Source organism: Mesorhizobium sp. WSM4842 (assembly GCF_055901575.1).
On sequence record NZ_CM148372.1, the window covers coordinates 1,824,873 to 1,850,284 of the forward strand.

General features: G+C 60.7%; 19 protein-coding genes, 2 tRNA genes and 4 pseudogenes. 12 read left to right on the plus strand and 13 right to left on the minus strand.

What is annotated here, in order from left to right; translation table 11 throughout:
* Nucleotides 1–320 precede the first annotated feature (320 nt).
* Nucleotides 321–1,196, minus strand: a complete 876-nt coding sequence (gene gluQRS / locus AC0NIE_RS08750; protein WP_473489269.1) for a tRNA glutamyl-Q(34) synthetase GluQRS — start codon at nucleotides 1,194–1,196, stop codon at nucleotides 321–323.
* Nucleotides 1,197–1,287: 91 nt separating this feature from the next.
* On the opposite strand from gluQRS, the gene AC0NIE_RS08755 reads away from it, so the two are divergent.
* Both AC0NIE_RS08755 and AC0NIE_RS08760 read left to right on the plus strand, forming a co-directional pair.
* The gene (locus tag AC0NIE_RS08755) at nucleotides 1,288–1,929 is read left to right on the plus strand and encodes a DNA-3-methyladenine glycosylase family protein (protein ID WP_473489268.1); all 642 of its coding nucleotides are present in this window, start codon (nucleotides 1,288–1,290) and stop codon (nucleotides 1,927–1,929) included.
* Nucleotides 1,930–2,058: 129 nt separating this feature from the next.
* A complete protein-coding gene (locus AC0NIE_RS08760; protein ID WP_029348574.1) occupies nucleotides 2,059–2,616 on the plus strand; it encodes an HNH endonuclease in 558 nt (185 codons plus the stop codon).
* 152 nt (nucleotides 2,617–2,768) lie between these two features.
* Here AC0NIE_RS08760 and AC0NIE_RS08765 read toward each other — a convergent pair whose 3' ends face one another.
* Nucleotides 2,769–3,287 (minus strand): disulfide bond formation protein B, encoded by a 519-nt coding sequence (locus AC0NIE_RS08765; RefSeq protein WP_473489267.1) that lies wholly within the window; start codon nucleotides 3,285–3,287, stop codon nucleotides 2,769–2,771.
* A gap of 57 nt (nucleotides 3,288–3,344) precedes the next feature.
* A complete protein-coding gene (locus AC0NIE_RS08770; protein WP_473489266.1) occupies nucleotides 3,345–3,932 on the minus strand; it encodes a YqaA family protein in 588 nt (195 codons plus the stop codon).
* A 454-nt stretch (nucleotides 3,933–4,386) separates the two neighbouring features.
* Between AC0NIE_RS08770 and AC0NIE_RS08775 the strand changes: the two genes are divergently transcribed.
* Nucleotides 4,387–4,471, plus strand: a tRNA-Leu gene (locus AC0NIE_RS08775).
* A gap of 281 nt (nucleotides 4,472–4,752) precedes the next feature.
* Here AC0NIE_RS08775 and AC0NIE_RS08780 read toward each other — a convergent pair.
* The gene (locus AC0NIE_RS08780) at nucleotides 4,753–5,769 is read right to left on the minus strand and encodes an alcohol dehydrogenase (protein ID WP_473489265.1); all 1,017 of its coding nucleotides are present in this window, start codon (nucleotides 5,767–5,769) and stop codon (nucleotides 4,753–4,755) included.
* A 1,166-nt stretch (nucleotides 5,770–6,935) separates the two neighbouring features.
* Here AC0NIE_RS08780 and AC0NIE_RS08785 point away from each other — a divergent pair.
* The 7 genes and pseudogenes from AC0NIE_RS08785 (at nucleotide 6,936) to AC0NIE_RS08815 (ending at nucleotide 16,119) form a co-directional block, all read left to right on the plus strand.
* Nucleotides 6,936–8,826 (plus strand): annotated as a pseudogene (locus AC0NIE_RS08785) (sulfatase-like hydrolase/transferase).
* A gap of 87 nt (nucleotides 8,827–8,913) precedes the next feature.
* On the plus strand, nucleotides 8,914–9,273 hold the full coding sequence (locus AC0NIE_RS08790) for a hypothetical protein (protein WP_473489264.1): 360 nt from the start codon (nucleotides 8,914–8,916) through the stop codon (nucleotides 9,271–9,273).
* A 181-nt stretch (nucleotides 9,274–9,454) separates the two neighbouring features.
* The gene (locus AC0NIE_RS08795; RefSeq protein ID WP_473489290.1) at nucleotides 9,455–10,138 is read left to right on the plus strand and encodes a DUF2092 domain-containing protein; all 684 of its coding nucleotides are present in this window, start codon (nucleotides 9,455–9,457) and stop codon (nucleotides 10,136–10,138) included.
* A gap of 233 nt (nucleotides 10,139–10,371) precedes the next feature.
* On the plus strand, nucleotides 10,372–11,355 hold the full coding sequence (locus AC0NIE_RS08800; protein WP_473489263.1) for a lipase family protein: 984 nt from the start codon (nucleotides 10,372–10,374) through the stop codon (nucleotides 11,353–11,355).
* A 164-nt stretch (nucleotides 11,356–11,519) separates the two neighbouring features.
* Nucleotides 11,520–11,604 (plus strand) — tRNA-Leu (locus AC0NIE_RS08805).
* A gap of 980 nt (nucleotides 11,605–12,584) precedes the next feature.
* Nucleotides 12,585–13,493: a LysR family transcriptional regulator gene (locus tag AC0NIE_RS08810; RefSeq protein WP_473489262.1), complete on the plus strand. Its 909-nt coding sequence runs from the start codon at nucleotides 12,585–12,587 to the stop codon at nucleotides 13,491–13,493.
* A gap of 775 nt (nucleotides 13,494–14,268) precedes the next feature.
* A complete protein-coding gene (locus tag AC0NIE_RS08815) occupies nucleotides 14,269–16,119 on the plus strand; it encodes an adenylate/guanylate cyclase domain-containing protein (RefSeq protein ID WP_473489261.1) in 1,851 nt (616 codons plus the stop codon).
* Between the two features lie 551 nt (nucleotides 16,120–16,670).
* Here the strand turns inward: AC0NIE_RS08815 and AC0NIE_RS08820 are convergent.
* Both AC0NIE_RS08820 and AC0NIE_RS08825 read right to left on the minus strand, forming a co-directional pair.
* The gene (locus AC0NIE_RS08820; protein WP_474046665.1) at nucleotides 16,671–17,225 is read right to left on the minus strand and encodes a hypothetical protein; all 555 of its coding nucleotides are present in this window, start codon (nucleotides 17,223–17,225) and stop codon (nucleotides 16,671–16,673) included.
* A gap of 37 nt (nucleotides 17,226–17,262) precedes the next feature.
* Nucleotides 17,263–18,387, minus strand: a pseudogene (locus tag AC0NIE_RS08825) (IS630 family transposase).
* A 45-nt stretch (nucleotides 18,388–18,432) separates the two neighbouring features.
* Between AC0NIE_RS08825 and AC0NIE_RS08830 the strand changes: the two are divergent.
* Nucleotides 18,433–18,738, plus strand: coding sequence for a LexA family protein (locus AC0NIE_RS08830; protein ID WP_473488601.1), 306 nt, complete (start codon nucleotides 18,433–18,435; stop codon nucleotides 18,736–18,738).
* Between the two features lie 323 nt (nucleotides 18,739–19,061).
* Here the strand turns inward: AC0NIE_RS08830 and AC0NIE_RS08835 are convergent, their stop codons facing one another.
* Complete coding sequence (locus tag AC0NIE_RS08835; protein ID WP_473489469.1) at nucleotides 19,062–19,670, minus strand: hypothetical protein; 609 nt, start codon at nucleotides 19,668–19,670, stop codon at nucleotides 19,062–19,064.
* A gap of 334 nt (nucleotides 19,671–20,004) precedes the next feature.
* Between AC0NIE_RS08835 and AC0NIE_RS08840 the strand changes: the two are divergent.
* Nucleotides 20,005–20,169, plus strand: a pseudogene (locus AC0NIE_RS08840) (GIY-YIG nuclease family protein); the annotation flags it as partial.
* 240 nt (nucleotides 20,170–20,409) lie between these two features.
* Here AC0NIE_RS08840 and AC0NIE_RS08845 read toward each other — a convergent pair.
* The 6 genes and pseudogenes from AC0NIE_RS08845 to nthA form a co-directional block, all read right to left on the minus strand.
* Complete coding sequence (locus AC0NIE_RS08845) at nucleotides 20,410–21,690, minus strand: GNAT family N-acetyltransferase (RefSeq protein WP_473489470.1); 1,281 nt, start codon at nucleotides 21,688–21,690, stop codon at nucleotides 20,410–20,412.
* A complete protein-coding gene (locus AC0NIE_RS08850) occupies nucleotides 21,690–23,090 on the minus strand; it encodes a lipopolysaccharide biosynthesis protein (RefSeq protein WP_473489471.1) in 1,401 nt (466 codons plus the stop codon). The genes AC0NIE_RS08845 and AC0NIE_RS08850 overlap by 1 nt, the downstream gene beginning before the upstream one ends.
* A gap of 234 nt (nucleotides 23,091–23,324) precedes the next feature.
* A pseudogene (locus tag AC0NIE_RS08855) lies at nucleotides 23,325–23,594 on the minus strand (DUF7002 family protein); the annotation flags it as partial.
* Between the two features lie 128 nt (nucleotides 23,595–23,722).
* Complete coding sequence (locus AC0NIE_RS08860; protein ID WP_473489472.1) at nucleotides 23,723–24,073, minus strand: hypothetical protein; 351 nt, start codon at nucleotides 24,071–24,073, stop codon at nucleotides 23,723–23,725.
* Nucleotides 24,060–24,698 (minus strand): SH3-like domain-containing protein, encoded by a 639-nt coding sequence (locus AC0NIE_RS08865; RefSeq protein ID WP_473489473.1) that lies wholly within the window; start codon nucleotides 24,696–24,698, stop codon nucleotides 24,060–24,062. Before AC0NIE_RS08865 ends, AC0NIE_RS08860 begins: the two co-directional genes overlap by 14 nt.
* Nucleotides 24,698–25,345, minus strand: a complete 648-nt coding sequence (gene nthA, locus AC0NIE_RS08870) for a nitrile hydratase subunit alpha (RefSeq protein ID WP_123149173.1) — start codon at nucleotides 25,343–25,345, stop codon at nucleotides 24,698–24,700. Before nthA ends, AC0NIE_RS08865 begins: the two co-directional genes overlap by 1 nt.
* Nucleotides 25,346–25,412 lie beyond the last annotated feature (67 nt).

Below are 25,412 nucleotides of genomic sequence, written 5' to 3' on the forward strand. Positions count from 1 at the left end.
AGCAAGGAGCGAAGCGACGCGGCGCAGACCCTTGGATCCATGCCGTGACATCAGCCGAACAATGCAGCGGCTCAGGATAAATGCTCATCTGTAGTGATCCTTCGCGCCCCCCTCTGTCCTGCCGGACATCTCCCCCACACAGGGGGGAGATTGGCCTCATCACTGATTTCGCCAACCACCAACCTTGCAAAAAGGACGCTGTCCGCGAAGCTGCCAATCTCCCCCCAAGTGGGGGAGATGTCCGGCAGGACAGAGGGGGGCGCCTCGCTCCGTCATCAAAGGTTCTGCACCTTCGTGACGCTCTGAGGTAACGGAATGGACTAAATCCCAATCAGCCGCCTGACGTCGGCCGGTGATGCGCCGGCCTCGCGCAGGGCGGCAAGGCCGGTATCCGCAAAACTCTTCGACAGCTTTCGTCCGTCTGGGCCGAGGACGAGACGATGGTGGAAGTAGCCTGGTTGCGGCAGGCCGAGGATCTCCTGGAGCAGGCGTTGCACGCCGGTGGCGGAATAGAGGTCCAGGCCGCGCACGACATGGCTGATGCCCTGCAGCGCGTCGTCGACGACGACGGCGAGATGATAGCTTGTCGGGATTTCACGGCGCGCCACGATCACGTCGCCCCAGTCCTGCGGCCGAGCATGCACCGTGCGTGTTGCGGAAAGCATCTCATCCGAAAATTCCATCCATGCCAGGTTCTTGCCGACGCGCGCCATCGCAGCATCGACGTCGAGCCGCCAGGCGAAAGGCGCGTTCTCGGCAATCCGACGCTGGCGTTCCCTCATCGGCAATGCCTTGTCGACGGCGGGATAGAGCGGTACACCGTCCGGGTCGCGCGGCCAGTCGCGGCCGCGCTTTTCTCTGTCGGCAATGAAGGCGCGGATTTCGCCACGGCTCATGAAGGCTGGGTAGACGAGTTCTTCCCTGATCAGCCGGTCGAGCACCGCCTGATAGTCCGCGAAATGCTCGGACTGACGGCGCACCGGTTCTTCCCAGCCAAGCCCGAGCCATCTCAGGTCGCGAAAAATGCCGGCCTCGAATTCCGGCGTGCAGCGCGTCGTGTCGATGTCCTCGATGCGCAGCAACAGGCGCCCGCCGGTTGCCCTCGCCAATTTATGATTGAGCAGCGCCGAATAGGCGTGGCCGAGATGCAGTTCGCCATTTGGGCTCGGCGCGAAGCGGAATGTCAGGAGTGTCATCCTTCGGCGGCAATCGGGTTGTGCGGCGCTTTCGCCAGTTGCTACTTTGCGCCTGATTACATCTGACATTTTGCGCTGGGAACAAGCAGACATGCAACGCATCGCCACGCTCGACGACATCGCGCAAGGGCTCGACGCGCTCTGCCTGCTCGACCCGCGCCTCACAAAAGTGCGCGGCATGGCCGGCGAGGTGCCGCTTCGGCTTTCCGAGCCGGGGTTCAGAAGCCTTGCCTCGATCATCGTCTCGCAGCAGGTTTCCCGCGCCAGCGCCGACGCCATCTTCGGGCGGCTGACAAAACTCGTCGATCCGCTGACGCCGCAGGCGATCCTTGCCGCCGACGAAGCCATTTTTCGCGAGGCCGGACTGTCGCGGCCGAAGCAGCGCGGCCTGATCGCCGTCGCCCAGGCGGTGGTCGATGGCCTCGACCTCGATCATCTCTGCTTGCTCGACGCCACGGATGCGATCACGGCGATGACCAAGGTGCCGGGCATCGGCCCGTGGACGGCGGAAGTCTATCTTTTGTTCGCCGCTGGCCACCCCGATGTCTTCCCGGCAGGCGATGTTGCCCTGCAGAGCGCGGTCGGCCACGCGCTCGGCATCGACCCGCGTCCGCCCGAGAAAACACTGATCCAGCTCGCCGAATCATGGAGCCCGTGGCGAGGTGTCGCATCAAGGCTTTTTTGGGCCTATTATCGTGAAACCCGGGGCAGGGACGCCGCGCCTCCTGCCTGAATCCGCAAAAAAGCATGAAAATCCTGCATTTTTAGCGCTGCGTTTGATCGACAAGCCGCTTCACATCCCTGTCATGTCGGGCTTACAGTATCCGCGCCGACAGGTTCGAGAGCCAAGGAGGTCAATGACGTGACGGTTGCCGTATCTCCGGATGGGCTTCCAGCACTGGTGCTGAACGCGGATTACCGTCCGCTCAGCTATTACCCCCTGTCGCTCTGGTCGTGGCAGGACGCCATCAAGGCGGTGTTCCTCGAGCGGGTGAATATCGTCGCCGAATATGAGCACGCCGTGTCGTCGCCGACCTTCTCGATGAAGCTGCCGAGCGTCGTCAGCCTGAAGGCCTATGTGAAGCCATCGCGGCATCCGGCCTTCACCCGCTTCAACGTGTTCCTGCGCGATCGTTTCCAGTGCCAGTATTGCGGCACGCCGGAGGATCTGACCTTCGACCATGTCGTTCCCCGCCATCGCGGCGGCGCAACGACGTGGGAGAATGTCGTCGCCGCCTGCTCGCCGTGCAATCTGAGGAAGGGCGGCATGATGCCGGCTCACGCCAAGATGTGGCCGCTGCAGAAGCCCTACCAGCCGACGGTGCATGATCTGCACAATAATGGCCGCCTGTTCCCGCCCAACCATTTGCATGAAAGCTGGATGGATTATCTGTACTGGGATGTCGAACTCGAACCATAGAGTTCGGCAGAAATCCGCCATGCCGGTCGCCTGACGCAGCTTTCTGCACTTCCGGTGCTCACGTACTGTAAGTACGCTCCGCTCCGGTTCTCGAAACCCACGTCATGCGCTCCGGCCTGACGAATTTCTGGACGAACTCTGCGCTGTGCAGCTCAGTCGCGGGCAAAGGCGCCGCGGAAGGCGATGACAGCCAGGACAAAGCTGGCGATGGCGTTCCAGCCGGCCAGCGACAGGCCGAGGATGCGCACAGCCGCCTTGTCGCAGGAGGGCGGGACGAATTTGTCGAGCGCGTCGAGCACGCCCTTGCCGCCGGTGTCCACCGGTCCTGCCGCCGCCGCACAATCGGTCGGCCCCGGCCACCACGCCCATTCAACGCCGGAATGATAGACGCCGAGATAGACGCCGTAGGCCATCAGCAGCCCGCCGACCGCCAGCAGACCGCGCGTCAGCCAAGCCGGCCAGCGCAGAGCCGACGACAGCACTGCAACCAGCATCAGCGGCACGCCGATGTAGTAGGGGGTGCGCTGCTCCAGGCAGAGCTTGCAGGGGATGTAGCCGCCCAGATACTGGAAGGCCAGCGCCGAGCCGACGGTGGCGGCCATGGCGACGGCGAGAAACACCGCCGTTCGCAAGCGCTGGCGTCCAGTGTCGGCATTCACGGTCGCTGTCATCGATCTACCGTCCGTTCTCGCTCAGGGCAAAGGATGGTCAATTCGAACATCCTTGCTCTAAAACGCGTATTTGACGACGATATAGAGCGAAATCAGGGCAGCGGCGCCGGCGCCCGCAATCATGCCAAGGCGCTTTTCGATGAACTCGCGGATCGGTTCGCCATAGCGGCGCAGCAGCCAGGCAAGGAACAGGAAACGGGCGCCGCGCGCCACGATCGCCAGCGCGATGAACAGCAGGAGATTGACGCCGATGACGCCGGACAGGATCGTCACCACCTTGATCGGCGGCAGATGGGCGAGGCCGGAGGTGACCAGCATCAGGATGATGAAGCCGACGCCCGACGAAACACGCAGCGTCTCGAAGTCGTCATACTTGCCGTAAAATTCGAGGATCGGCCGCGCCACCGTGTCGTAGGCATAATGGCCGATGTACCAGCCGGCGATACCGCCCAGAACGGAAGCCAGCGTGGCGACCAGCGCGTAGCGATAGGCGCGATCCGGCCGCGCTAGCGCCATAGGCAGGTAGAGCACATCGGCCGGCACCAGGAACACCGAGCTTTCGACGAAAGCGATGAAGGCCAGCCACCATTCGGCGGATTTCTTTGCCGCCAGCGACAAGGTCCAGTCATAAAGTCCGCGAAGCATTGGCACTCCTGATGCACTCACCCAAAATGCGCAGCGGTTTTGGTATGACAATGCATAAAAACAAAGACCAAAAGCGCGCCATATGAATCTCTCCAGACGCGACGCGCCTCAATGCGCTGCCTGTCTAGAAAGATTTTTGGCGCCGCACAATGGCCGCCGCTTCACGAAATCGAAAGGCCGTGGCCGAGCGAAGGCCGCATGTCGGGAATTGGCCAGTTGACGAACAGGCCTCCAACCGTATAGTCCGCGCCCATCCAGGCCGCCCGGCCTGAGCCCCTATGGCGGAATTGGTAGACGCGCTCGACTCAAAATCAGGATGCGTCTACCTTCAGCCCGCAGGGTAATAGGATTAGAGGTCAATAGGTTAGGAGTTGAGGGCCGCTCAATTCTCAAACTGCCACCTTCTACCTAGGTGCAGGATGAGAGCGTTGAGAGGTCAACGAGTTAGTGCTTTGCGGGTGTGGTGAAACTGGTAGACGCGCTGGATTCAAAATCCAGTTCCGAAAGGAGTGTCGGTTCGATTCCGACCACCCGCACCATTCAATCTTAGTTGGCACGGCCGCACCTTGAGCGATGCTCACCGAATGTGGAGTTGACACGTTCGAATCGTGTCGGGCGCGCCACTAAATACCCTGCAAAAACACAGGGTTGGAGGTGCCTCCCTACTCCCGAAATAGCTCTTTGTTGCGGCCGGTCACAATCTCGTCACATCGAAAGGAGCAACGCGTTATGGCATCCATACGCAAACGAAACGACAAGTGGCAGGCGCAAGTCCGCGGCGTCGGGGGTGTTCGGCGACACAGGCACAACGACCGGACTATTACCCGGTCGTTATCACCATCCGGAACCGGGCTGCGCCGCTCATCATCCTCTCATAGGCTTCTGCCGCCCGCTCAAGCGGCATCGTTTCGATCATTGGGCGAATGTTGGCGAGGGCGCTGAAAGCCAAAGTGTCTTCGGAATCAACCGAGGTTCCAGAAGGCCATCCCTGGATCGCCCGGCGGCCGCCGATCAGAAGGAATGGCGAGACCTCGATGGGGTCTGGTGAAGCGCCAACGACGATCATCTTGCCATCAACAGCCAGTCCGCCAAGCACCGCGCTCATCGCCTGCGAATTGGTGACGGTGGACAGGATCACGCGAGCCCCACCCAGCTTATTCAGTTCGGCGGCAGCATCCTGGGTGGTGCTGTCGAAATAGTGATGAGCGCCAAGCTTGTGCGCCAGCGGCCGCTTGTCAGCGCCCCGCGCAATGGCGACCGTGCGGCAGCCCATTTTGGCGGCGAACTGCACACCGAGATGACCTAGACCGCCGATGCCGAGCACCGCGACGGTATCGCCCGCACGGATCCCGCTATTCCGCAACGCATTGTAGGTCGTGATGCCTGCGCACAGGAGCGGCGCGGCTTCGGCGGCCTGCAGATCATCTGGGATCGCAGCCAGGGCTTCGAACGGCGCGATCATGTAGTCGGCATACCCGCCATCATAGGTGATGCCGGGAATCTGCCCATTCGCACATGTGATGAAATCACCGCGACGGCAGGAGGGGCAATGGCCGCAATGACCGCCGTGCCAGCCAACGCCGACCCGCTGCCCAGGCTTCCAATTGGGCACACGCTCGCCGACCTTGTCGATGACACCCACAACTTCGTGGCCTGGCACCCGCGGATAGGCGATTCCCGGGAATACCCCCAATTTGGTCAAGGCATCGCTGTGACATACTCCACACGCTTGGACCTTGATCAGGACTTGGCCCGGAGCCGGGATCGGAATCTCGCGTTCGACCAGCTCGAATGGTCCATTGGCGTTTTTCACTTGAACAGCACGCATACGTGGCATTGGGGGCTCCTGTAGTTGGGGTTGCGTCGGGCAAAGGGTTGATATCGATTGATCGCTCTCTAAGTCTTGCCCTGCTTAAACTCTGCGCTGGCGTCACGTAAATCGCTTCAATCACCCGCCGCGGTGATGGTTGAGATCGAACTGCCAGCAATGCGCGACTATACGCCTGAATCGGAGCGCTGTGGCGGAGCGAGCATGCCGTGGCGTCGACCGAGGTCTGTCAAGCAGAAATAGCGCAATTTCTGCCTAAGACGCCCGTTTTCCAGACTGTGTCAAAGCTCAGAGAGGCCCGCCACAGGTTTCGCAGTATGTTGGATTGCACATGCGCGTCATCCTTTCGGATGATTACAAGGTGATTTGGCTGGTTTAGTAACGGCCGCGGTTTCAAAACACGCGAGCTGCCGGCATTCTTCCGATACAGCAGTCTGTTTCTACGGCCGGATGAAGCCTCGTGACGGCGCTGTCGTGTTTGACCCCTTCACGCGATTCCGACCTCGCGCCGCAATGGATGGAGCTGACGATGCTGACAGCCCTTGTTCTCATTTGCTCGGTTGCAACTACACCCAATCGACAGGACTGCACCTCTGATATTGCGGCGGCAGTCTTGCGCGTGCCCGTCGAGTTCGCGAGCCCGACCACGTGCTTCATGCACGGGCAGGCCTACCTGGCCGGCGGGACGACCCTCAAGCATAGACCAGCCACGCCGCTATTGTATTTTGCTAGATTGAGCAAGCAGATGCTTATTTAGCCGGAGCTCGGGCAACCCGGCATGACCTGGCTGCCTCGACTCCCACCCGATTCCCTGGGCAGCCGGGTCGCCTTCTCAGACCGTGGCAAACTCAGGGGATGTTCGCCGAGCCAACGTCTGCCCTGTCGCGCGCCAGTCACGCAGCCTTGCGACTAACGAGCCAGCAACTCCGTCTCGACCCGACTAGACGTGCATTGACGCAGATCAAAGAACGTGGCGCGGTTTCAGACCAACATGAAGTTTCGCGTAACTTACATGCTGCTTATCGACAGTATGATGCATTGAGAAGATGTTGCGCCAGGTGGTCAGCACAGTCCGTTCTGCACCGGTTCGTTTGCATGCAAAGGAGGAAGGCTTGAAACGTCACCTTGGCAAAATAGCTACTTGCTCCATGAGAACGGTAGTTGCGGCGACCGGCATGGTTGTTGCACTGACGGGCGTTGGGCAGGCACAGCAATCCGATGCGCCGCTGGGTTCTCCGGCTGCCACGCGAACGATCGACGGGCTCCAACTGCCTGCGCCCGACATGCCGTTTGGCGGCAAGACCGAGCGCAACGCGCTTGAATCGACCCCGTTCTGGCAGCCGCGCGTCGCCCCGCCAGAAGGAGCTCCGAACGTCCTGCTGATCATCACCGACGACGTCGGCTTTGGCGCTCCTTCAACGTTCGGAGGCGTAATTCCAACCCCGACACTACGTGCCGGGCGCTACGCATGCGCCGCATCATCCGACGGAGGAGTGGGTCAAGAAGATCGGCGACATGCACCTCTTCGACGAGGGCTGGAACAAGGTGCGCGAGACCATCTTCGCCAACCAGCAACGCCTGGGCATCATGCCTGAGAACGCCAAGCTGACGCCATGGCCGAAAGACCTCCCGGAGTGGGATTCGCTAAGCCTGGTGCAGAAGAAACTCTACATCAAGCAGGCGGACGTCTACGGGGCTTTCCTCGCCTACACCGACAACGAGATCGGCCGGGTCATTCAGGCCGTCGAGGACATCGGCGAACTCGACAACACGCTGATCATCTATATCGGCGGCGACAACGGCGCGAGTTCCGAAGGCATGCTCGACGGCACGCCGAACGAGTTCACCACCTTTAACGGCATTCCCGTGCCGGTGAAGGACCAGTTTCTGTGGTATCCCTTCTGGGGCTCGGAACGGACGTTCCCGCACTTCGCCGCAGGCTGGGCCTGGGCGATGGACACGCCGTTCAAATGGGTGAAGCAGGTGCCGTCGCACTTCGGTGGAACCGCTCAGGGCGTTGCAATGTCTTGGCCCGGCCACATTACCGATCTGGGTGGCATACGTCGGCAATTCCACCACATCATCGACATCGTCCCCACCATCCTGGAGGCGACCGGCATACCGGAACCTGAAATGATCAATGGCATCAAACAGCAGCCCGTCGAAGGCGTGAGCATGATGTATGCCTGGGACAAGGCGAACGCTAACGCCAAGACCCGGCACACGACGCAATATTTCGAGATGCTCGGCAATCGCGCCATCTATCACGACGGGTGGGTGGCCGCCACGACCCCGGCGACCACTCCCTGGAAACTGAGCACCGAAACACCCCCGGATGTCATCACCGGCTACAATTGGGAACTCTACAACGTCGACGAGGATCCAACCCAGTTCGACGACCTTGCGGCCAAGATGCCGGAGAAGGTCAAGGAGTTGCAGGCGCTCTTCTATTCGGAGGCCGCGAAATACAACGTGCTCCCACTCGACAACACGACGCTGGCGCGCTGGAATACGCCGCGTCCGGACCTCACGGCGGGACGAACTGAGTTCACCTATTCAGGGGAACTCAGCGGCGTGCCGAAAAGCGCTGCACCGAGCATCCTGAACAAGTCCTATACCATCACCGCCGAGATCGAAATTCCCGAGGGTGGCGCCGAGGGCATGATCGTCACCGAGGGCGGACGCTTCGGCGGCTACGGCCTGTTCCTGAGCAAGGGCGAATTCGGCGTCGGCAGCGGCAAGGTCGTTTTCCTTTACAATTTCCTCGACCTCAAACGAACGATGTGGGAGGGGCCGGAACTGGAGCCCGGCAAGCATACGATCGTTTTCGACTACAAGTCGGACTGTCCGGGTCTCGGCAAGGGCGGCACTGGCGTGCTGTCGGTGGACGGCAAGGAAGTGGCCACGAATACACTTGAACACGGCACTCCGATCACATTCCCGGAAGACGAAAGTTTTGACGTCGGCCTGGACACCCGCACCGGCGTAGCACTGGTCGAATATCGCTACGACGCTCCATTCAGGTTCACCGGCAAGATCGACAAGCTGACAGTCAAACTGCAGTAGGCGCGCTACGGCAGCAACGCAAAGCCCCCCGCGGCCCGGGCATCTGCCAGACGGATCGCGGGGGCAACGACCGAGCGGACTGGTACAATGAAGAAGGTGCTCATTTTCGCGGCCGTCGGTGAAGTCTTGACAGGGGTGGCTTTGTTCGTCGTCCCGTCGCTCGTCGGGCGGCTGTTGCTCGGCCAGGAACTTGCCGGCATCGCCCTACCGGTCGCACGGGTCGCAGGCCTCGCCCTGATCGGGCTGGGAGTCGCCTGCTGGCCGGGTTCGCCACTGCTCGGGATGTTGACCTACAGCACGGCCGTCGCTCTGTATCTCGCCTACCTCGGTTTCACAGGCGGCTTCACCGGCATCCTGTTGTGGCCGGCGGTTGTCCTGCACATACTCCTGACATCACTTTTGACTTGGGCATTTGTGCGAGACAAGGAAGGGCATGCGGCACGCTAAACTCGTTCCAAAAGTGGATGATGCGTGCGACGATGAGGAGGAGGAGCTAATGAGGAGGAGTTGTCTGATGATTAGCCTCAGATCGAAAACGACCAAAATTTCAAAAGCAACCTTGCTGGCGGCCGCCTTAAGCCTGTCAGCGCCTTTGGCCGCGAACGCCGACGAGACTCACGCCAAGAGCATGCTGAAAGCCATGTCGGACTACATGGCTGCACAGCAGATGATTTCGTTCGGCTACGATACGAACCTGGAAGTCGTCACTAGTGACCATCAGAAGCTCCTGTTCGCGAGTTCGGGCACCGCCGCCCTCAGCCGTCCCGACAAGATTCGCGCCACCCGCGACGGCGGCTTTGCTAGCGTTGAGATGATCTTCGACGGAAAGACGCTCACTCTGCTGGGTAAGAATACCAACCTCTACGCCCAAGCCGAGGTCCCAGGCGATCTTGACCATCTGATCGACGAGCTGCGCGACAAGTTCCACAGGCCCGTCCCCGGTGCCGATCTGCTCACGTCCAATGTCTACGACGTGCTGATGGACGGCGTGACTGACATCAAGGACCTCGGCAGCGGCGTGATCGGCGGCACCGAATGCGATCACCTGGCGTTCCGGGCCAAGGAGGTCGACTGGCAGATCTGGATCGCGCAGGGCGAGAGCCCCTATCCCTGCCGCTATGTCATCACCTCCAAGGAGGTGGACCAAGGCCCGCAATACAGCGTCCAGGTCAGGGACTGGAAGGTTGGCAGCGAGGTCGCGGCCGACGATTTCGCCTTCAAGAACACGACGGATGCCAAGAAGGTCGAGGCGACGGAACTCACCGATACGGATGAACTGCCCAGTCAATTTTCCCCAGGAGGCAACCAATGACCATGACAAACAAGATGACAACTGTTTTCCTCGCCGGGGTGATCGGACTTGTCGGGATGGGAGCCTCAGAGAGGTTTGCGGTTTCCGGCTCATATGGGTTCATCTCAGGCGCCGAGGCCAGGGTCGGCCGTCCGCTTACGCCGGTTAGCGTTGCCGGCGTAGCGCGTCGCACCGTGCGGCGCTGCGCTGTTGGTGTATACTACTGCTAGAGAAGAGTTCACCGGTGCAGCGCAATGGGCGAAGAACGCAGATTAAGGCAGAGCCGCAGCACCGTGTTCACAATTCTTCGGCCACCACGCCTCGCTGTCGAACTGTTGACAGCGATCGCCCTCTGCACGATGGCGTTGACGGGTTGCGTCGGAGTTTCTTCCAAGGAATTGCTGGCGCTCGGTTCGACGGTCACGCCCAGCAAAGTCGATTTCGTAGAGCTTTCCGCTTATGCCGGTAGGGCAAAGACCGCCTATGCAGCGGAAGCGGCCATCCGCGCCAAATATCCCTCCACGGTGCGCGTCGGCTCGCCGGGCAAGACCGATGCGCTGTATTTCGTCGAGCGGGACGACAAAGCCAAGAGCCAATACATCTCGATCCGCGGAACGGCCAACAAAAAGAACATTTTCGAAGACATCGAGATAAGAGTCCGGCAGGATCTGGATATCGATATCCCGGTCCATTCCGGCTTCGACGCTACAGCTCGTGCCATCTACGATGACATGAAGCCGTATCTGAAGCCGAACTACAAGACCTTCATAACCGGACATTCGCTGGGCGGAGCGATCGCTGCGCTACTTGCGATATACATGGTCGAGGATGACTACGACGTCGTGAAGGTCGTCACCTTCGGGCAGCCGAAATTCACCACCTCGGCCGGCGTCGAACGGCTTGGGTTTCTGACGATCACCCGTGTCGTCGATGAGAACGACATCGTGCCGATGCTGCCGCCGACAACTGTATTCAACCGTATTCATGGTTCGTACCAGCATATCGGTCCAGAAGTCATTCTCCTGGAAGGTCCGCGCTACGTGTTCCTACCCGAGCACGATGCCGATCGCATTTCGCTCGGAGAGTTGTCGCGCTCCATCGGTCTTGCCGACCTCGCCGACCACCATATGGACAACTACGTGAATAGGCTCTCGACCAAGGCGTCCAGCGCTGTCGCGGTTTCCTACAATGATCGCGAAGAGTACGTTGCGCTCAAAAAGAAACCCGCTTCGAACTGAAGCAATACGATCATTGTGGTTCAGCTACGTTACTGCGTCGGCATTCGCCGGCAAAAAAGGCTATACACCCTGCCTAGGCAGCATCGCCGCATGCCGAGAATTGGCCAGTTGACGAACAGACCTCCAACCGTATAGTCCGCGCCCATCCAGGCCGCCCGGCCTGAGCCCCTATGGCGGAATTGGTAGACGCGCTCGACTCAAAATCGAGTTCCGCAAGGAGTGCTGGTTCGATCCCGGCTAGGGGCACCATTTCACGATTGAAAAGCTTTTATTTCCAGTACGATATAAGAACCTGATGGATTTCTATCCACCCGAATATCCACCTTAGAATGCTCGTTGGGCAGCCCTGTGAGGGTTGCGTCCTAATCTGTACCATGGCCGTCTAAGCGAAGGGCATCCGTCATCAGGTTGACCAATCCTCGCCTTACCTTGCAGGCCGTATCAAGGTTGTCCAATTGGTCGCTCTTGGTCGCAAACGCCACCATCCCAAGATAGATTCGTTTTCGGTAAAGTCCGAAATGAAATCGAAACATGACATTTGGCGTACCAAGCTCTGTTCAAGGACCTTATGCCATATGGCCACAGCTAGAAGGCGACAGCGGTCGGCGGGCGAAACAGTGATGGTATTTTCGGCGCGCATACGCCCGACCCGCGCACTAACGCCCAACAAGAATTCCGCACAAGAGATTTCAAATGTCGGGTTTTCTTTACTAGCGAATCGTCATTGCCGCACCAAAGACGCATTTCCAAGAACAGGTTTTGTATTCTTGGCGACAGTCTCTACCCCTGCTGGTATTGCACAGACTGTAGACTTGCGCACAATCCGAACCGCAGCTTTTATGCTCGCCGACGTCCGCTAGAACGCTTTCATCGATGCTGGCCTTGGAGGTCACACTACATTGATGAGTATAACCTGGTAGGCCCGATGACGCGGTCACGTCGCCACATTGTTCGGCGGCAATCGCCGATACATTTGCAAGGGCAACAAGACCGAGAGAAGCTAAGCTTACAATTGATATGTAGCGCATGGTTGCTCCCTCCAATTAATGAATTAGCTGAAGAAAGTGGAATAAATACATTATTCCATCTTTCATTGTCTTTAAACAATCAATGTCGCTTGAAGATACTTCTTCGACAGGATTAATTATCTCGATGACGGTGCTGCTGTCTTGTGCTATGTTTTGTTCAGCCTGCTGCAAAAATTGCAGCGGTGATGCCGGAGGCTGCCGATGCGTTACCTGAACTCCGCTCACTATATCAATGTGGTGGCCAAGGCCGGTTCGATCCGCGCCGCCGCGGAATTGCTCGCCATAACCTCGACGGCGCTCAACCGGCGTATATTGGCGATGGAGGCCGAACTCGGCGTTGCGATTTTCGAGCGACTGCCTCACGGCGTGCGATTGTCCAGCGCCGGCGAACTTCTAGTGCAGCACATGCGCAACCAGTTATCCGATATGGAGCACGTGAAATCGCAGATTGCAGACCTTGCTGGCGCCCGGCGCGGCCATGTGGCGATCGCCTGCAGCCAGGCGCTATTGCCCTACCATCTGCCGATGCAGATCTCACTCTACCGCAAGGAACATCCGAATGTGACCTTCGGAGTGCACCTGCGCGACCGGGAGGAGGCCGAGCGTGCCTTGGTCGATCACACGGCCGACATCGCCATCGTCTACGAGCCAACCCGGCTGGCTGCTTTCATGACGCTGATGCGGGTGCACCAGCCGGTGCATGCGGTTATGCGGCCCGATCATCCGCTGGCTTCTCACGAGACGGTGCGCTTGCGCGCTTGCCTCGACTATCCAATCGCGCTTCCCACATCAAGTTACGGCGTGCGCTACCTGCTCGACATCGGGGCGCAATCGTCATCGCTGCAGCTGGAGCCGGTGATTCAATCGGACAGCTTCGAATTCCTGCGCAACCACGCTATCTCGGAGGATATCATCACCTTCCATTTCCCAATTGGCCTGTCCCACCATACGATGACCGGTGACATGATCTCCCGGCCGCTCGATCCGCGCGACGTGCCCGCTGGCATGCTCTATGTCGGCCAACTCAAGGGCCGCACCCTACCGGTGGCCGCTGCCCGTTTCGCCGACCAGCTTTCCGCCTCGCTGGCGCAGCAGTATGACGTGTCGTGATGGCCTGCCACTCAGCTTGATGCACTTGGATAAGGCTGTCGGGGTTGCTGTCAAGCGTTGCCGGTGTAGGTGCACCCGTCAGGCGCAAAGCGGCACTGTCCTGTCAATTGTCGGCCACGACAATGCCAACAGCCCGCCCAACCCACCAATGCAGTCACCGGTCCTTTCTGAAGCGGCGGGGGGAGTCACGACGAAAAGAGCACTATCCAAGGCCGGCTTCGGCGCGTGGTGTGAGACCGGGCAATCTCCCATGAAGGGTACAGTCCCTTTCAGCGGATGTTTCTTTTCCTTGGAAAGGAAATCCCACACGCCACATCCCTAGGAAAACCAGTCGTCAGCCCTCGTAGTGGGCGATCTTTCGCAGGTCGTCGTCGTTCTATGGCCGTTCGTTGGGGATTCTGCGTCGGTTATCTTTTTGATAATTCATGTGAAAATGAGTGTGTTGGTCTGTTTGCCTTACATTAGGGTCGTGACCGCTGTCGCTTCCCCGCCTCAAGTTGGCTCCGGCGTCGGACGGCAGCGTTGCGCCATTTACGGACCTGTACAAATCGCTGCGCCAACGTCGGCTTGCCGCGCCAATTCCGGACATGGGGTGCGCAGGCGCGGCTCGCCTGCCAAAAAGCGCCAAACGGGTACCGCAAAGGCGCAGGTTCGGTTTATCGAACCGTTTCCGAGCCACTCCTGATGCTCGGGGCGGCGCGCCAGCGGGATTTCGTATGGCACGTAGCGCTGAACATGATACTTTAGGCTCCTCTGAATAACCCGGATTTCCCTCATGGAGCGCCGGCTCACTGCGATCCTCGCCGCCGACGTGGTTGGCTACAGCCGCCTCATGGGGCTGGATGAGGCCGGTACGCTGTCGGCGCTAAAGACGCACCGGCGCGAGATGGCGGACGCCAAGATCGCCGAGCATCAGGGCCACATCGTCAAGGTCACCGGCGACGGTATGCTGGTCGAATTCCCGAGCGTGGTGAATGCAGTTGCCTGCGCCGCAGATATCCAGCGCAGGATGCGCCAGCGCAACGTCGACGTGCCGGAGGACCACCGCATCGAATTTCGCATCGGCATCCATCTCGGCGACATCATCTTCGAGGACAACGACATCTATGGCGATGGCGTCAACATCGCGGCGCGCATCGAGAGCATCGCCAGGCCCGGCGGCGTCGCCGTGTCCGGCTCTGTGCGAGACCATATCGGCAACCGGCTCGATCTGACCTTCGAGGACACTGGCGAGCAGACGCTGAAGAACATTGATCGACCGGTCCGCGTTTACAACGTCAACCTCTTCGCCGACGCGCCGTGGCTGCACGCCGCAGCCGGCACGGAACGAGCCAAGACAAGATTCTCGCGACGCGGCTTCATTCTTGCTGCACTCGTTCTCGTTGCGGCAGCGATCGGCGTATACTACGGCGCGGAAATATGGCGGGCCGCTCCGGTTCGTTCGAGCGACATGCCGAGGATTGCGGTCCTTCCCTTCGACGACTTCAGTACCGGCGCGGACAAGGGATATCTCAGCGATGCCGTCGCCGAGGGGATCATCACCGAGCTTGCTCGGAGCAAGACTTATGCCGTCATCGCCCGGAACTCGAGCTTCAGGTACCGCGGCCACCCGGTTGACGCTAGGCAGATCGGAGATGAACTCGGCGTCGACTACCTCCTCGAAGGCAGCCAGCAGAAGATCGGAGACCAGCTAAAAGTGACTGCCCAGTTGCTGAATGCGCATGACGGATCGCATGTCTGGGCCAACACTTACAACCGCGAAATTGCCGATCTTTTCGTCGTCCAGGAGGAGATCATCCGCACGCTTGCGGATAGGGTCGGGCGCAGGATCGAGCGCCCCCTGCCAAAGAGCGACGCCGCGCAGGTCAGCGCACTCCGCTATGTCCTGATGGGGTTTGCCGAGAACGAAAAGGATTTCTCCGCCGCGGGGAACGCGCTGCTACGGCAGTTCAGCCTCAAGGCGATCGAAGCGGATCCGAACGCCCAGTTCGGCTACATCGGGCTGGCCTGGCACTATCGCAATGACGCGGTTTTCTGGCACAAGCAGGAAAATAACCCCGACGAGGCGTTGAAGCGCGCCGCCGAATACGCCGACAAGGCCATTCTGCTCGCTCCGGACGATGCCAACGCGCATCATGTCCGCGCCAGAATTCATACCGAAGCCGGAGAGATCGATCAGGCCATTGCGCGGTACGATCAGGCGATCGCCCTGAATCCCAGCGACTCGAATATCCTCGTCGGCAGTGCGGCCCCGCTGATCTTTGCCGGCCGAATCGACGAAGCTATCGATCGGATCAAGCAGGCTATGGGCATCGATCCTTTCCACCCTGACTGGCTCCACTGGGACATGGGCTGGGCGCTCTACGAAAAGAACGATTGCGGGGCTGCGCTGACGGCGATGCGGAAAATGTCCAGAATCCCGAGCGGCGCACACCGAATGCTTGCGGGGATCTACGCTTGTCTGGGAAACCAGCGGGAGGCAAAGGAAGCGCTTGCGGTTTTCCTCAAAGACTCGCCCGGCGACTCCATCAGCAAACAACGCAGGCAGTGGGAGAAGAACTACACCGTCCCCGGAAGCCTCGAGCGCTGGATCGAACACATGCGGTTCGCGGGCTTGCCGGAGTGAACGGCTGTCCGAGCGCGACCCCGCAGAAGACCGACTGGGCCGCTACATTGAAGCAATTGTGTTATGAGCGCTGGTTGCCCTCAAAGGGATCATCCTTCGCAAGGAATATTGGGTGCGGAAGGTCGGCAGAGGGGCCGCCTTGCGTCATAGTGCGCTCGCACCCGAACTTCTGGAACGGGTCACGAGTGCTGGTTGGGCCGAATGTCCGGCTTCTGGAGGAAAATAGATCATCCCGGAAGTCTGGTCCTAGGGGTTCAAAGCTCAGGCTTACGAAGTCAAGAAAGACCGCTGGGTGCGTGAAAGGGGGCTTGGCGGCTTGCAAAGGGTGCCGGCCACGCACCAAGCGCCCTGTCGGAGCAGTCTGCCTAGCCAAAGGTGGTGACTGAAAATGTATGTGCGTGGTTCGTTCGCAGGAAGTCAGAAAAAATCTGCTGCGATTTCGAAGCAAGGTCACTCCAGACGGCTACCCCACCCAGGGCCGCAAATGGGGACTGGCTCCCTCCCGCCCGCCTGTCTGACTGAAGCGTATGGCGACCCCAGTAGGAATCGCCTTACCGGAAAACGCCGAGTCCATACAATCCCCACACGATGGCGCCCACAGTAAGGAGCGCCGTCATCACGGCCACGATTAAGCCGATGAAGGCGGCAAAGACCATCGAGATGGTCTGGAAGCGGGGGGCTGGCCCCGGCCTCGCCGAGCGGATGCGCCGCTCACGGATCGGGAAAGTCACAGGTCCGCCAAGGAACTCGAGATAGCCCCAGAAAATCAAGCGCAGGCGATGGCTTGCTATCGCAGGGAGGTCAGATCGGTTGCGGTTGGCCCAGCGGAACCCTCTGTGGAGACAAGCGACCACGAACCCGGCAGCGAACAGTGCCACAACCACCATCCAGGCAGTGCCGATGGCGGAGCCGACAGCCGCGTTCAACGGGTTTGGAACGCCTTGGAGCCACAGCCAAACCCCGTATGCCAGCATCGGCAGTCCAATGCAGCAAAAAGCGATAAAAAAGACGATCCCGCCGACCTCCACCCAGTCCTTAGCTTCGCGGAAACCCCTAAGGGCCTCGCGGATCAGGTAACCAGCAAGCGACAGAATTCCCCAGATCACGGCGATAGCAAAGACGACTAGTGGTTCTGCACAGTGATTATGACTCTTTGGCGGTTGGCACTGGATAGGCTTTGGCCAATTTGAGGCGGGCCTGTTCAGTTGAGAACATCCAGTTGATGCGGGCGCCGCTATTGTTTCGCTGGTTTTCCCAAGCGGCGACCTCGGCAACGAGGCTGTCGCGACTTTCGATGCGGCGGTCGAGGCACTGACTGCGCAGGACGCCGATCTCGATCTCGACCATGTTGAGCCAGCTGGCATGCTTGGGCGTGTAGTGGAACTCCAGCCGTCGCAGGATGCGTCGCGCCTCTGATGGCGGCAAGGCCTGATAGAGCGCGGCGGGCGAGTGGGTCGACAGATTGTCGAGGACGACGCGGATACGTTCGGCATCGGGATAATGGATATCGGCAAGGTCGCGCATGCAGTGGGCAAAGTCCTCTGCCGCGCGCCGCTTGGTGACCTTGACCTTGCGCCAGCAGCGCTGCGCGTCGAGGAAGACGAACAGGTTGGCGGTGCCGTTGCGCTTGTACTCGCAGTCGTAGCGCGCAAGCCTTCCCGGCGCGGCCGGGATCGGCTGGCGCACTTCGCCGATGAGTTGGGTGGGGCTTTCGTCGAAGCACACGACCGGCCGCCGTGGATCTGGCGCCTCGGCGTAGAGGTCGAGCACATCCTCCATGCGCGCGACATACTCGGCGTCGATCTTGGGAATGCATCACATGTCCTTGCGCCACGGCTTGAGGTCGTTCTCGGCCAAGCGACGGCGCACCGTCTCGCGCGACAGCTGTTCATGCTCGGTCAACTTGACGAACGCGTCGGCCAGCAGCTCCAGTGTCCAGCGGGCCCGGCCGGGCGGCGGACTGGAGCAGGCGGTGGCCACCAGCAAGGCTTCCTCCTTGCCCGTCAACTTGCGCTCCGCCCCGGGACGCGGCTCTTCGCTGAGCGCCGCCTCCAGGCCTGTCTCCACGAAGCGGCGCTTGGTGCGGTAGACCGTGGAGCCGCCGACCACCACCGTCGTCGCAATGGTCTCGTCGTTCTGGCCGGCATCGGCAGCCAGCAGGATCTGGGCCCGCTTGAGCTTGCGCGCCGGATGCTTGCCACTGCGCAGCATCGCTGTGAGTTCGTCGCGCTCGGGTTGGTCGAGATCGACGCGATAGCGTACATTCATCTGGATAGCCTCCTTCGGTTGCGGAGGTTCCGGAAGAATCGGAAAATGAATCAATTACTTGACGGACAGCCGCCAGCCCAACCCCGCTTCACCGAAAAGCAGGGGCAGTATCTCGCCTTCATCTGGACCTACGCCCTGCTCAACGGGCGCTCGCCGGCCGAACGCGACATGCAGCGCTTCTTCGGCGTCACCGCGCCTTCCGTCCATCAGATGGTGCTCACCCTCGAGCGCGCGGGATTGATCCGCAGGCAACCGGGCCTCGCGCGCAGCATTGAACTGCTCGTCGAACCCAATAGCCTGCCCAGGTTACAACCCATCGAACCCGTCAAATCCTCTGTGCAGAGGAACTAGGGCGAATCCTTTCAGGCCGCTTAGCACTGCGTCGCGACCGAACAACAGAACGCCGGCGATTACCGCTAGCAACAGATTAGTGAAGCCCCGTCCATCCATGAATGCCCCCCACCAGGAAATCGGCTAAGTGTCTGCGCTATATGACAATATGATACGCGGTGATACACGCTGAAGTCGTGGGAAAATGCCGGCTAGGGGCACCATTTTCCACCCGAGACGCCGAAAGCTCGGTTGAATGTTATCCCAGGATCCTGGGATAACCATTAATTCAGACCCAGGCCGGTCCTTCCTGATTAGATCGGGCTCCGTAGCTCAGGTCGCCATCACATCGGCCCCGGCACCATCTTGGTCGGCTGCTCCGGCATCGGAAACGCGTAATTGTCGCATTTCACGTCGGGGTTCGTCGGGCTGAACATTCCGAGCGGGTTGTCCTTGAACAGCCAGACGTGAAGATCGTAATGGTAGAACTCCACCGGAATAAGCGGATAATGCCCCTCCATCGGCCCCTGGAACGTCTGTCCAAAGAGTTTCGGCGGCTCCTTGGTGTCAGGCGTCAACGGGACAAGCCATTCCACGGCCACCAGGCGCAAGCCGCCGTCGACCGGCTCATAGATAAGGACATTGGGGCGCGCCGGATCTGGTGTCGGGCTGACGCTCGCGACGTTGACGAAATGAATGCCCATCGCGCCCTTCGGGTAATCCATAGCTCCAGCCACCTTTTCGCCGCTGTAATAAACGCATCCGACCGTCGACAGATAGAGGTCGCGGATGGCGGCCTTGTAGTCTTCGTACTTGGATAGCGATTGTTTCAGGGCATCGATCTCGACCTTGCCGGGCTCGGCGGCCTGAGCTGTGGCCGCAGTCAGGCAGGCGCCGATGAGGCCGGTCAAAGCGAGAATACTGCGACGCCTGAGGTAAGTGGTTTTCGTCATGCATTCCTCCCAGTTTTTTGTTCTGGCCGTGCAGCGCAAAATGGCCAGTCGCGCGGCCGAAATTTATCGCCTCATCCCGGTTGAGACCGGTTGATGCTAATCCTTTCCGCTGATCGGGAGAATTAACCCTGATGACCTAGGCCCACAGAGGGTTTGGTTCTTCGACTGAGCCTGAAACAGACTGTCGACGGTCGCTGCCGACCGGCCTCCAGTGCCAATCTCCGACATCTGCGATTAGCCGTAAGCCCCTGCGCCTTCGTCATCCCAGGGCGGAGCAATGAGCGAAGCGACGCGGCGCAGACCCTGGGATCCATTCCGTGACATCAGCCGAAGAATGCAACGGCTCAGAACGACGCTATGCCTACTGACCGCGAGCCAGAAGCGTGGCACGATCTGCACCAGCCGCTACGGCGTGCAGCGTCTGGTCTGGCACGAGGAGTATTTCGACATTCGTGATGCAATCCAGCGCGAGAAGTCGCTGAAGCGCTGGCTGCGCCAATAGAAGATCGAACTGATCGAGAAGACCAATCCAGAATGGTTCGAGCTTTTTCGCGGAGCGCGGCAGGCGTTCGGTTCTGGTCCGCCGGAGCACTGCCGAGGTAACGGAATGGATCCCAGGGTCTGCGCCGCGTCGCTTCGCTCCTTGCTCTGCCCTGGGATGACGAAGTGGAGGGAGGGCCTACGGCTAATCGCCAGCGTTGGGTCGACCTTCGCTGCCGATCGGCCCCGAACGCCAAGCCTACCGCCGTCCCAACAAACTCATCATCCGATTGCGCAGCAGGCGCGCCATGTTGCGGGTTTCGCGGTAGAGGTGAAGCTGCGACGCCGCCTGGCGGGCGAGGCGGTCGGCGTCCGGCGTCAGGCCGATGACCAGCGTGCCGATCGGCCGGCGCTCCGTCCATAGCCGGCTCATCACCGGGTGGTCGGGCACGGCGCAGGAATCGGTCATCATGATGTTGGGATCGTCGAGATGCTGCCTGGTCGCCTCGATCATCAACAGCGTGCCCGGCGAATAGGCGGCGAGCGTCTCGTCATAGGCCGTTTTCCAGGTGTAGGCGACGCCGGCCTCGACAAAGACGATCAGGCTGGCGATGGTGCGGTCGTCGAGCGTCAGCGAATGGATGCGGCACAGATCCTGTTCGGCCAGCCGGTGCACGGCCTCGCGGGCAAAGGCGGCGCGGTAGCGGTCGATGGCCATGGCGGTGCGCTCGCGGCCTTTCCAGCCTGCTGCTTCCAGCGTCAGGAAGCGTTCTATGGCATGGCGGATATTTTCCGGTCCGCGCGCCACCAGATGCTCCAGCCTGCCGAGGTCGGCAAGGCGGCGCTTCAGGCGGCGGAACTCGCGATAGTGGTGCGAGCGCAGCGAGGCCTTCAGATACTCCTCGCCGTCGAGCTCGCTTTCGAGCACCGGGCGTTCGGCCTTGCCGGTGGCGACCAGCGTCAGGCCGCGCGTCTCGGCGACGGTGGCCAGCAGGCTGGCCACCGGGCCGTCGAGCCGGATGTCGGGCAGCACGAAGACTCTCGGCAGCTTGAGATGCGGCCGCGACAGCATCGAGAAGAAATCCTCGATGACGCCGACGGGATCGTCACGGTCGACCAGCGGCGTGCCGATCGGGCCGAACGGGCTCGACCATGTGCGCATGACCCGTACACCGAGCGGCATCGCCGGCCGCTCCACCGAGAACGGCACCAGCAGGCGCAGCCGGTTGCGGTATTCGTCGCCGTCGCGGATGACCGCCAGCCGCACCTCGCGGTCTTCCAGCCTCGGCATGGCGGGCGCCAGGAAGCGCGGGTTGAAGAAGACGTTGGGCTCGATCGTGCGGGTGCAGAGATAGTCGAGTTCCTCGACCAGGTCGAAGCCGGCGGAGGCCGGGTAGATCGCCAGCTTGCGCTCGGGCCGGTCGTTGGCCAGCAGTTCGATATGGGCGGGATCGGCTTCGCGGGCGAGCCCGGCGAGGCCGGATACCATGGCGCCGGCCGGGCCGCCGCTGGTTTCCTCGAGCAACGGGATGGCAGCCATTACGCGGCTCCTTCAGCGGCTGCGAAAATGGCCATGACGATGCCAAGCTTGCGCCAGACCGTGAAGGACAGCGCGCCGGCCTCGAAGATCATGGCGAAGGCGGTGGCCATCGCCGCGCCCCACAGGCCGAAAAGCGGGATCAGCACCAGATTGAGGCCGATGTTGAAGGCCAGCGTCATGGCGTAGACGGCGGCGCAGATGTTCTGGTTGCCGCTCATGGTGAGCAGGCTTTCGCAGGGGCCGACGGCGGCGCGGGCGACGACGCCGAAGACCAGCAGGAACAACAGCGGATAGCCGGCAACGAATTCAGGCCCGAACAGGCTCAGCATCGGCTCGCCCAGCACCAGCACCAGCAGCGCCATCAACAGCGACGGCCAGAACGTCCACGACACCGTTTCACGGGCGAAGGCGGCGAGCTTTTCCGGCTCGCCATGGGTGAATTGCGCGTAGCGCTGGGCGACGCCCGCCTTGACCGCGAAATAGACGAAATGCACCAGCGCCAGCGTTTTCACCGTGGCGAAATAGACGGCGACGTCGTTGGGGTCCATATAGGCGCCGACCATCAGCACGTCGGCATTGGTGAGCAGGAAGAAGAAGCCTTCGACCAGGAAGATCGGCAGCGACACCAGGAACCACTGCGCGAAATGCACCTTCATCGGCCCGGCCGGGATTTTTTTGTCGATGCGCGTGGTGATGCCGATGAGTTGGCCGAGCGTGGTGGCATAGGCGGCGGCGATCGAGGCGAAGATCGCGGTCCTGGCGTCGGGCGCAAAGCCGACCACAAGCATCAGCGCCATGAGCGCCAGGATCAGCATCGGCCGCACCAGATAGGTCGGCGCCAGCGCAAACAGCGCCCATGAGTTGGCCCGCGCCAGCCCCTGCAGCAGGTCCGACATGGCGATCATCGGCATGCAGATGAGGCCGAGAATGAACGGCACGACATAGTAGTTTTCGATAAACGGCGAGAGCAGCCAGACGCCGAGCGCGCCCAGCCCGGCGATCGCCGTCGAGGCAACCAGCACGAACAGGCGGCCGGTCAGCACGATGCCGCGCAATTCGGCCAGCATGTTGCGCTCGCGGTATTCGGGAATGAAGCGGATGACCGAGGTGTGGAAGCCGAGGCAGGCGAGGTTGCCGACGATGACCATCGTCACCCAGACGAGGACGAAAATGCCGTATTCGAACGAGCCCATCCAGCGCGCCATCAGCACCTGGCTGACGAAGGCAATGACGGCGCTGACGATGCGGATGGAGAAGGCGATGAGCGACATGCGGCCGGCCCCGCCGCGCTCGTCGGCAGTGAACAGCACGGCATCGATGCGGCCAAGCAGCGGCTTTACGCGCAGCGCAAGGCGCTGCGGCAGGAACCGCCCGGCTGTCGTCGCCGCGGAAAAGCGCACCCAATACTCTCCGTTTTCCGCCTCTTTTTCGGGTCTGGGTCTAGCGAGAACAAATTAAGAAACGGTTGGGTGGGGAGGTGGAGGCGCGGCGCGCGGGATGCGCATTCGTCATGCCGGTGGCATGACGAATGGCGAGCGAACGCCGGGGAGCATGCGACAGGCCCCGGCCGACCGGCGCGCCTATGCCGTAAGGTGAGACGTAAGAAAACGAATCTTTCGTTTCCGCGAAAGCCCCTATGCCGGGAAAATTGACGCGGTCTCTTCCGTGCTTTTCATCCGGACAACTCCTCGTACATATTTTGCGACGTCCTCGACAGCATAATCAACCGCAAGCTCTACTACTCGTTCGCCCTTCTTTCTCTTCGTTTTCCAGTGCTCGTACGGGTATTCCGATATCCGCCGAAAAGTCGAATTGCCGCGAGGGTGAGGAAAGGGTTTGGTACAGCCGCTGTTGATCGGACAGAACCAAATGCGATCGGCATAGTCTTTGACGAGAGCTTTCGCATCTAACTCTAGTGGTCTGAGTCCGACGCTTCAAACCCGCACCTGCGGCCCGCGCCGGACTCGGCACGTCTGACGGCAATTCGGACAAAGCGGGCTATCCAGCGTGACGCCCGTTATAGGTCCGCTGACTAATCTGCCAGGGCCACTGGCTTGCCATGCGGTGTATTCAGGTAGGCGTTTCGCCAATCCTGTTCGCGTCTGTCCACCTCGGCCTGTAGGGCGAACTGGCTCCTGTCCAGTATCTGCTCCAAAGCGCTGAGAAAGGCGCTGTAATAGGTCGCGTCGGTGTCGATAGCAGTATCGGTCACCCGTCGGTCAAGCTCGGCGCCCAGGGTCTGAGACCAATCCTCGGCTTCGATCTTTCCATCGGCGATGAGCAGCTCGACCATCGCAATGACCTGAGCGTGCCATTGCTCGAAGAAGACCGGTTCGCCATCGCGATGGCGCCGCGCGTGACGGGCAATCTCAGGCCGGCTCAAGATAGCTGTCCCACATGTCAATCAGCAGGCTGTCTGCGCTGTCGCCGGCTTCAGGCCAAAGATCCGACATGCGAAACCGCACGACGTATGTCTGCTCGCGCCGTATCGTGCCGACAGCTTTCTCGTCGGGCAAAGGCTGTGGTCCGATCACGCTGTCGACGACCCCGGGCCGGCCCCGGACATATCCCGTCAGCCGCGTGTGCATTGTGGCGATGTCGCGCCGTACCACAACCTTGTTGCCAGGTTTGAACCTTGCCCGTGTGGGCGGGGCCTCCGCCGTAGGCCTGAGCGATTCGTATTCGAAGGTTCGACTCGAGGCCCTGCCATCGAAGAACTCCTGAACGCCCGCGACGCCTTCATCCACAGACGTGACCATCATGGCCAGAATCCATTTCTCGAAATAGTCGAGGCCGAAGTAGGTGTCCGGGGGAAGCCTTTCCAAGACGTGGCGATACCAATCGAGCGTCCAGCCCGTGCGATCTGTCGTCAGCTTGCCCATCGACATCATGGCGATCGCCCATGTGCGCGCCTTCCATTCATCGGAAAACAGAGCCGAGTCATCTTCTGCGACGTTCGGGATCGGTCTGAACCCTTGTCTGCCGCCGAGGTCGTGTACCGTATCCACTACCCCGCCTCCTGTTTTGGCGACAGGTCCCTCGTCGTCCCGATCATTGCATTGCGCGTCACGAGGCCGGCGAGGTCCTCTTCGGTCCAGCCGTCCGTCCCCTCTGGACGCTCCGGGACCACCATGTACCGCCGGTCTGAGGTCGAGTCCCACACCTTGACCTCAACCTTTTCCGGCAGGTCGGTTCCGAATTCGGCGAGGACGCCGCGCGGATCGCGGACCGCTCGCGCCCGGTACTCGGTCGACTTGTACCAAGATGGAGACATTCCCAAGATTCCAAGTGGATAGCAGGAACACAAGGTACAAACGACAACGTTGTGGACATCAGGCGTGTTGAACACTGCGACAAGGGGGTAATCCTTATCGACGCTTGGGACGATTTCCGAAAACGCCTCGGCCGCATGTTTCGCGAGGCGTTCGGCAAACTCGGGATCAGTCCACGCCCGCGCGATGACCTTGGCTCCATTCATCGGACCTACGTTTTCCGAGTAGTTGTCGAGCCACTTGTCCACGGCGTCGGCCGCCAGAAAGCCTTTCTCGACCAGAACCGTCTCCAGTGCTTTCAGGCGAAGAGCCGGCTCAGGCGGAAGATGGCTGTGCAATTCCCGATGAAGTTTGGCGACCTTGTCGGAATCGTATGAACTCATTGCTTGCTCTCCCTGAGAATCATTCTTGCTCCGCTTCGCGCCGCGCGGGCCTCAAGGGTTGCGGGGC

What these genes read in the sequence shown, in the direction of transcription:
- gluQRS (WP_473489269.1), bottom strand. Translation starts at nt 1,196, where the DNA reads ATGACACTCCTGACATTCCGCTTCGCGCCGAGCCCAAATGGCGAACTG.
- AC0NIE_RS08755 (WP_473489268.1), top strand. Translation starts at nt 1,288, where the DNA reads ATGCAACGCATCGCCACGCTCGACGACATCGCGCAAGGGCTCGACGCG.
- AC0NIE_RS08765 (WP_473489267.1), bottom strand. Translation starts at nt 3,287, where the DNA reads ATGACAGCGACCGTGAATGCCGACACTGGACGCCAGCGCTTGCGAACG.
- AC0NIE_RS08770 (WP_473489266.1), bottom strand. Translation starts at nt 3,932, where the DNA reads ATGCTTCGCGGACTTTATGACTGGACCTTGTCGCTGGCGGCAAAGAAA.
- AC0NIE_RS08780 (WP_473489265.1), bottom strand. Translation starts at nt 5,769, where the DNA reads ATGCCACGTATGCGTGCTGTTCAAGTGAAAAACGCCAATGGACCATTC.
- AC0NIE_RS08790 (WP_473489264.1), top strand. Translation starts at nt 8,914, where the DNA reads ATGAAGAAGGTGCTCATTTTCGCGGCCGTCGGTGAAGTCTTGACAGGG.
- AC0NIE_RS08795 (WP_473489290.1), top strand. Translation starts at nt 9,455, where the DNA reads ATGCTGAAAGCCATGTCGGACTACATGGCTGCACAGCAGATGATTTCG.
- AC0NIE_RS08800 (WP_473489263.1), top strand. Translation starts at nt 10,372, where the DNA reads ATGGGCGAAGAACGCAGATTAAGGCAGAGCCGCAGCACCGTGTTCACA.
- AC0NIE_RS08810 (WP_473489262.1), top strand. Translation starts at nt 12,585, where the DNA reads ATGCGTTACCTGAACTCCGCTCACTATATCAATGTGGTGGCCAAGGCC.
- AC0NIE_RS08815 (WP_473489261.1), top strand. Translation starts at nt 14,269, where the DNA reads ATGGAGCGCCGGCTCACTGCGATCCTCGCCGCCGACGTGGTTGGCTAC.
- AC0NIE_RS08830 (WP_473488601.1), top strand. Translation starts at nt 18,433, where the DNA reads ATGAATCAATTACTTGACGGACAGCCGCCAGCCCAACCCCGCTTCACC.
- AC0NIE_RS08835 (WP_473489469.1), bottom strand. Translation starts at nt 19,670, where the DNA reads ATGACGAAAACCACTTACCTCAGGCGTCGCAGTATTCTCGCTTTGACC.
- AC0NIE_RS08845 (WP_473489470.1), bottom strand. Translation starts at nt 21,690, where the DNA reads ATGGCTGCCATCCCGTTGCTCGAGGAAACCAGCGGCGGCCCGGCCGGC.
- nthA (WP_123149173.1), bottom strand. Translation starts at nt 25,345, where the DNA reads ATGAGTTCATACGATTCCGACAAGGTCGCCAAACTTCATCGGGAATTG.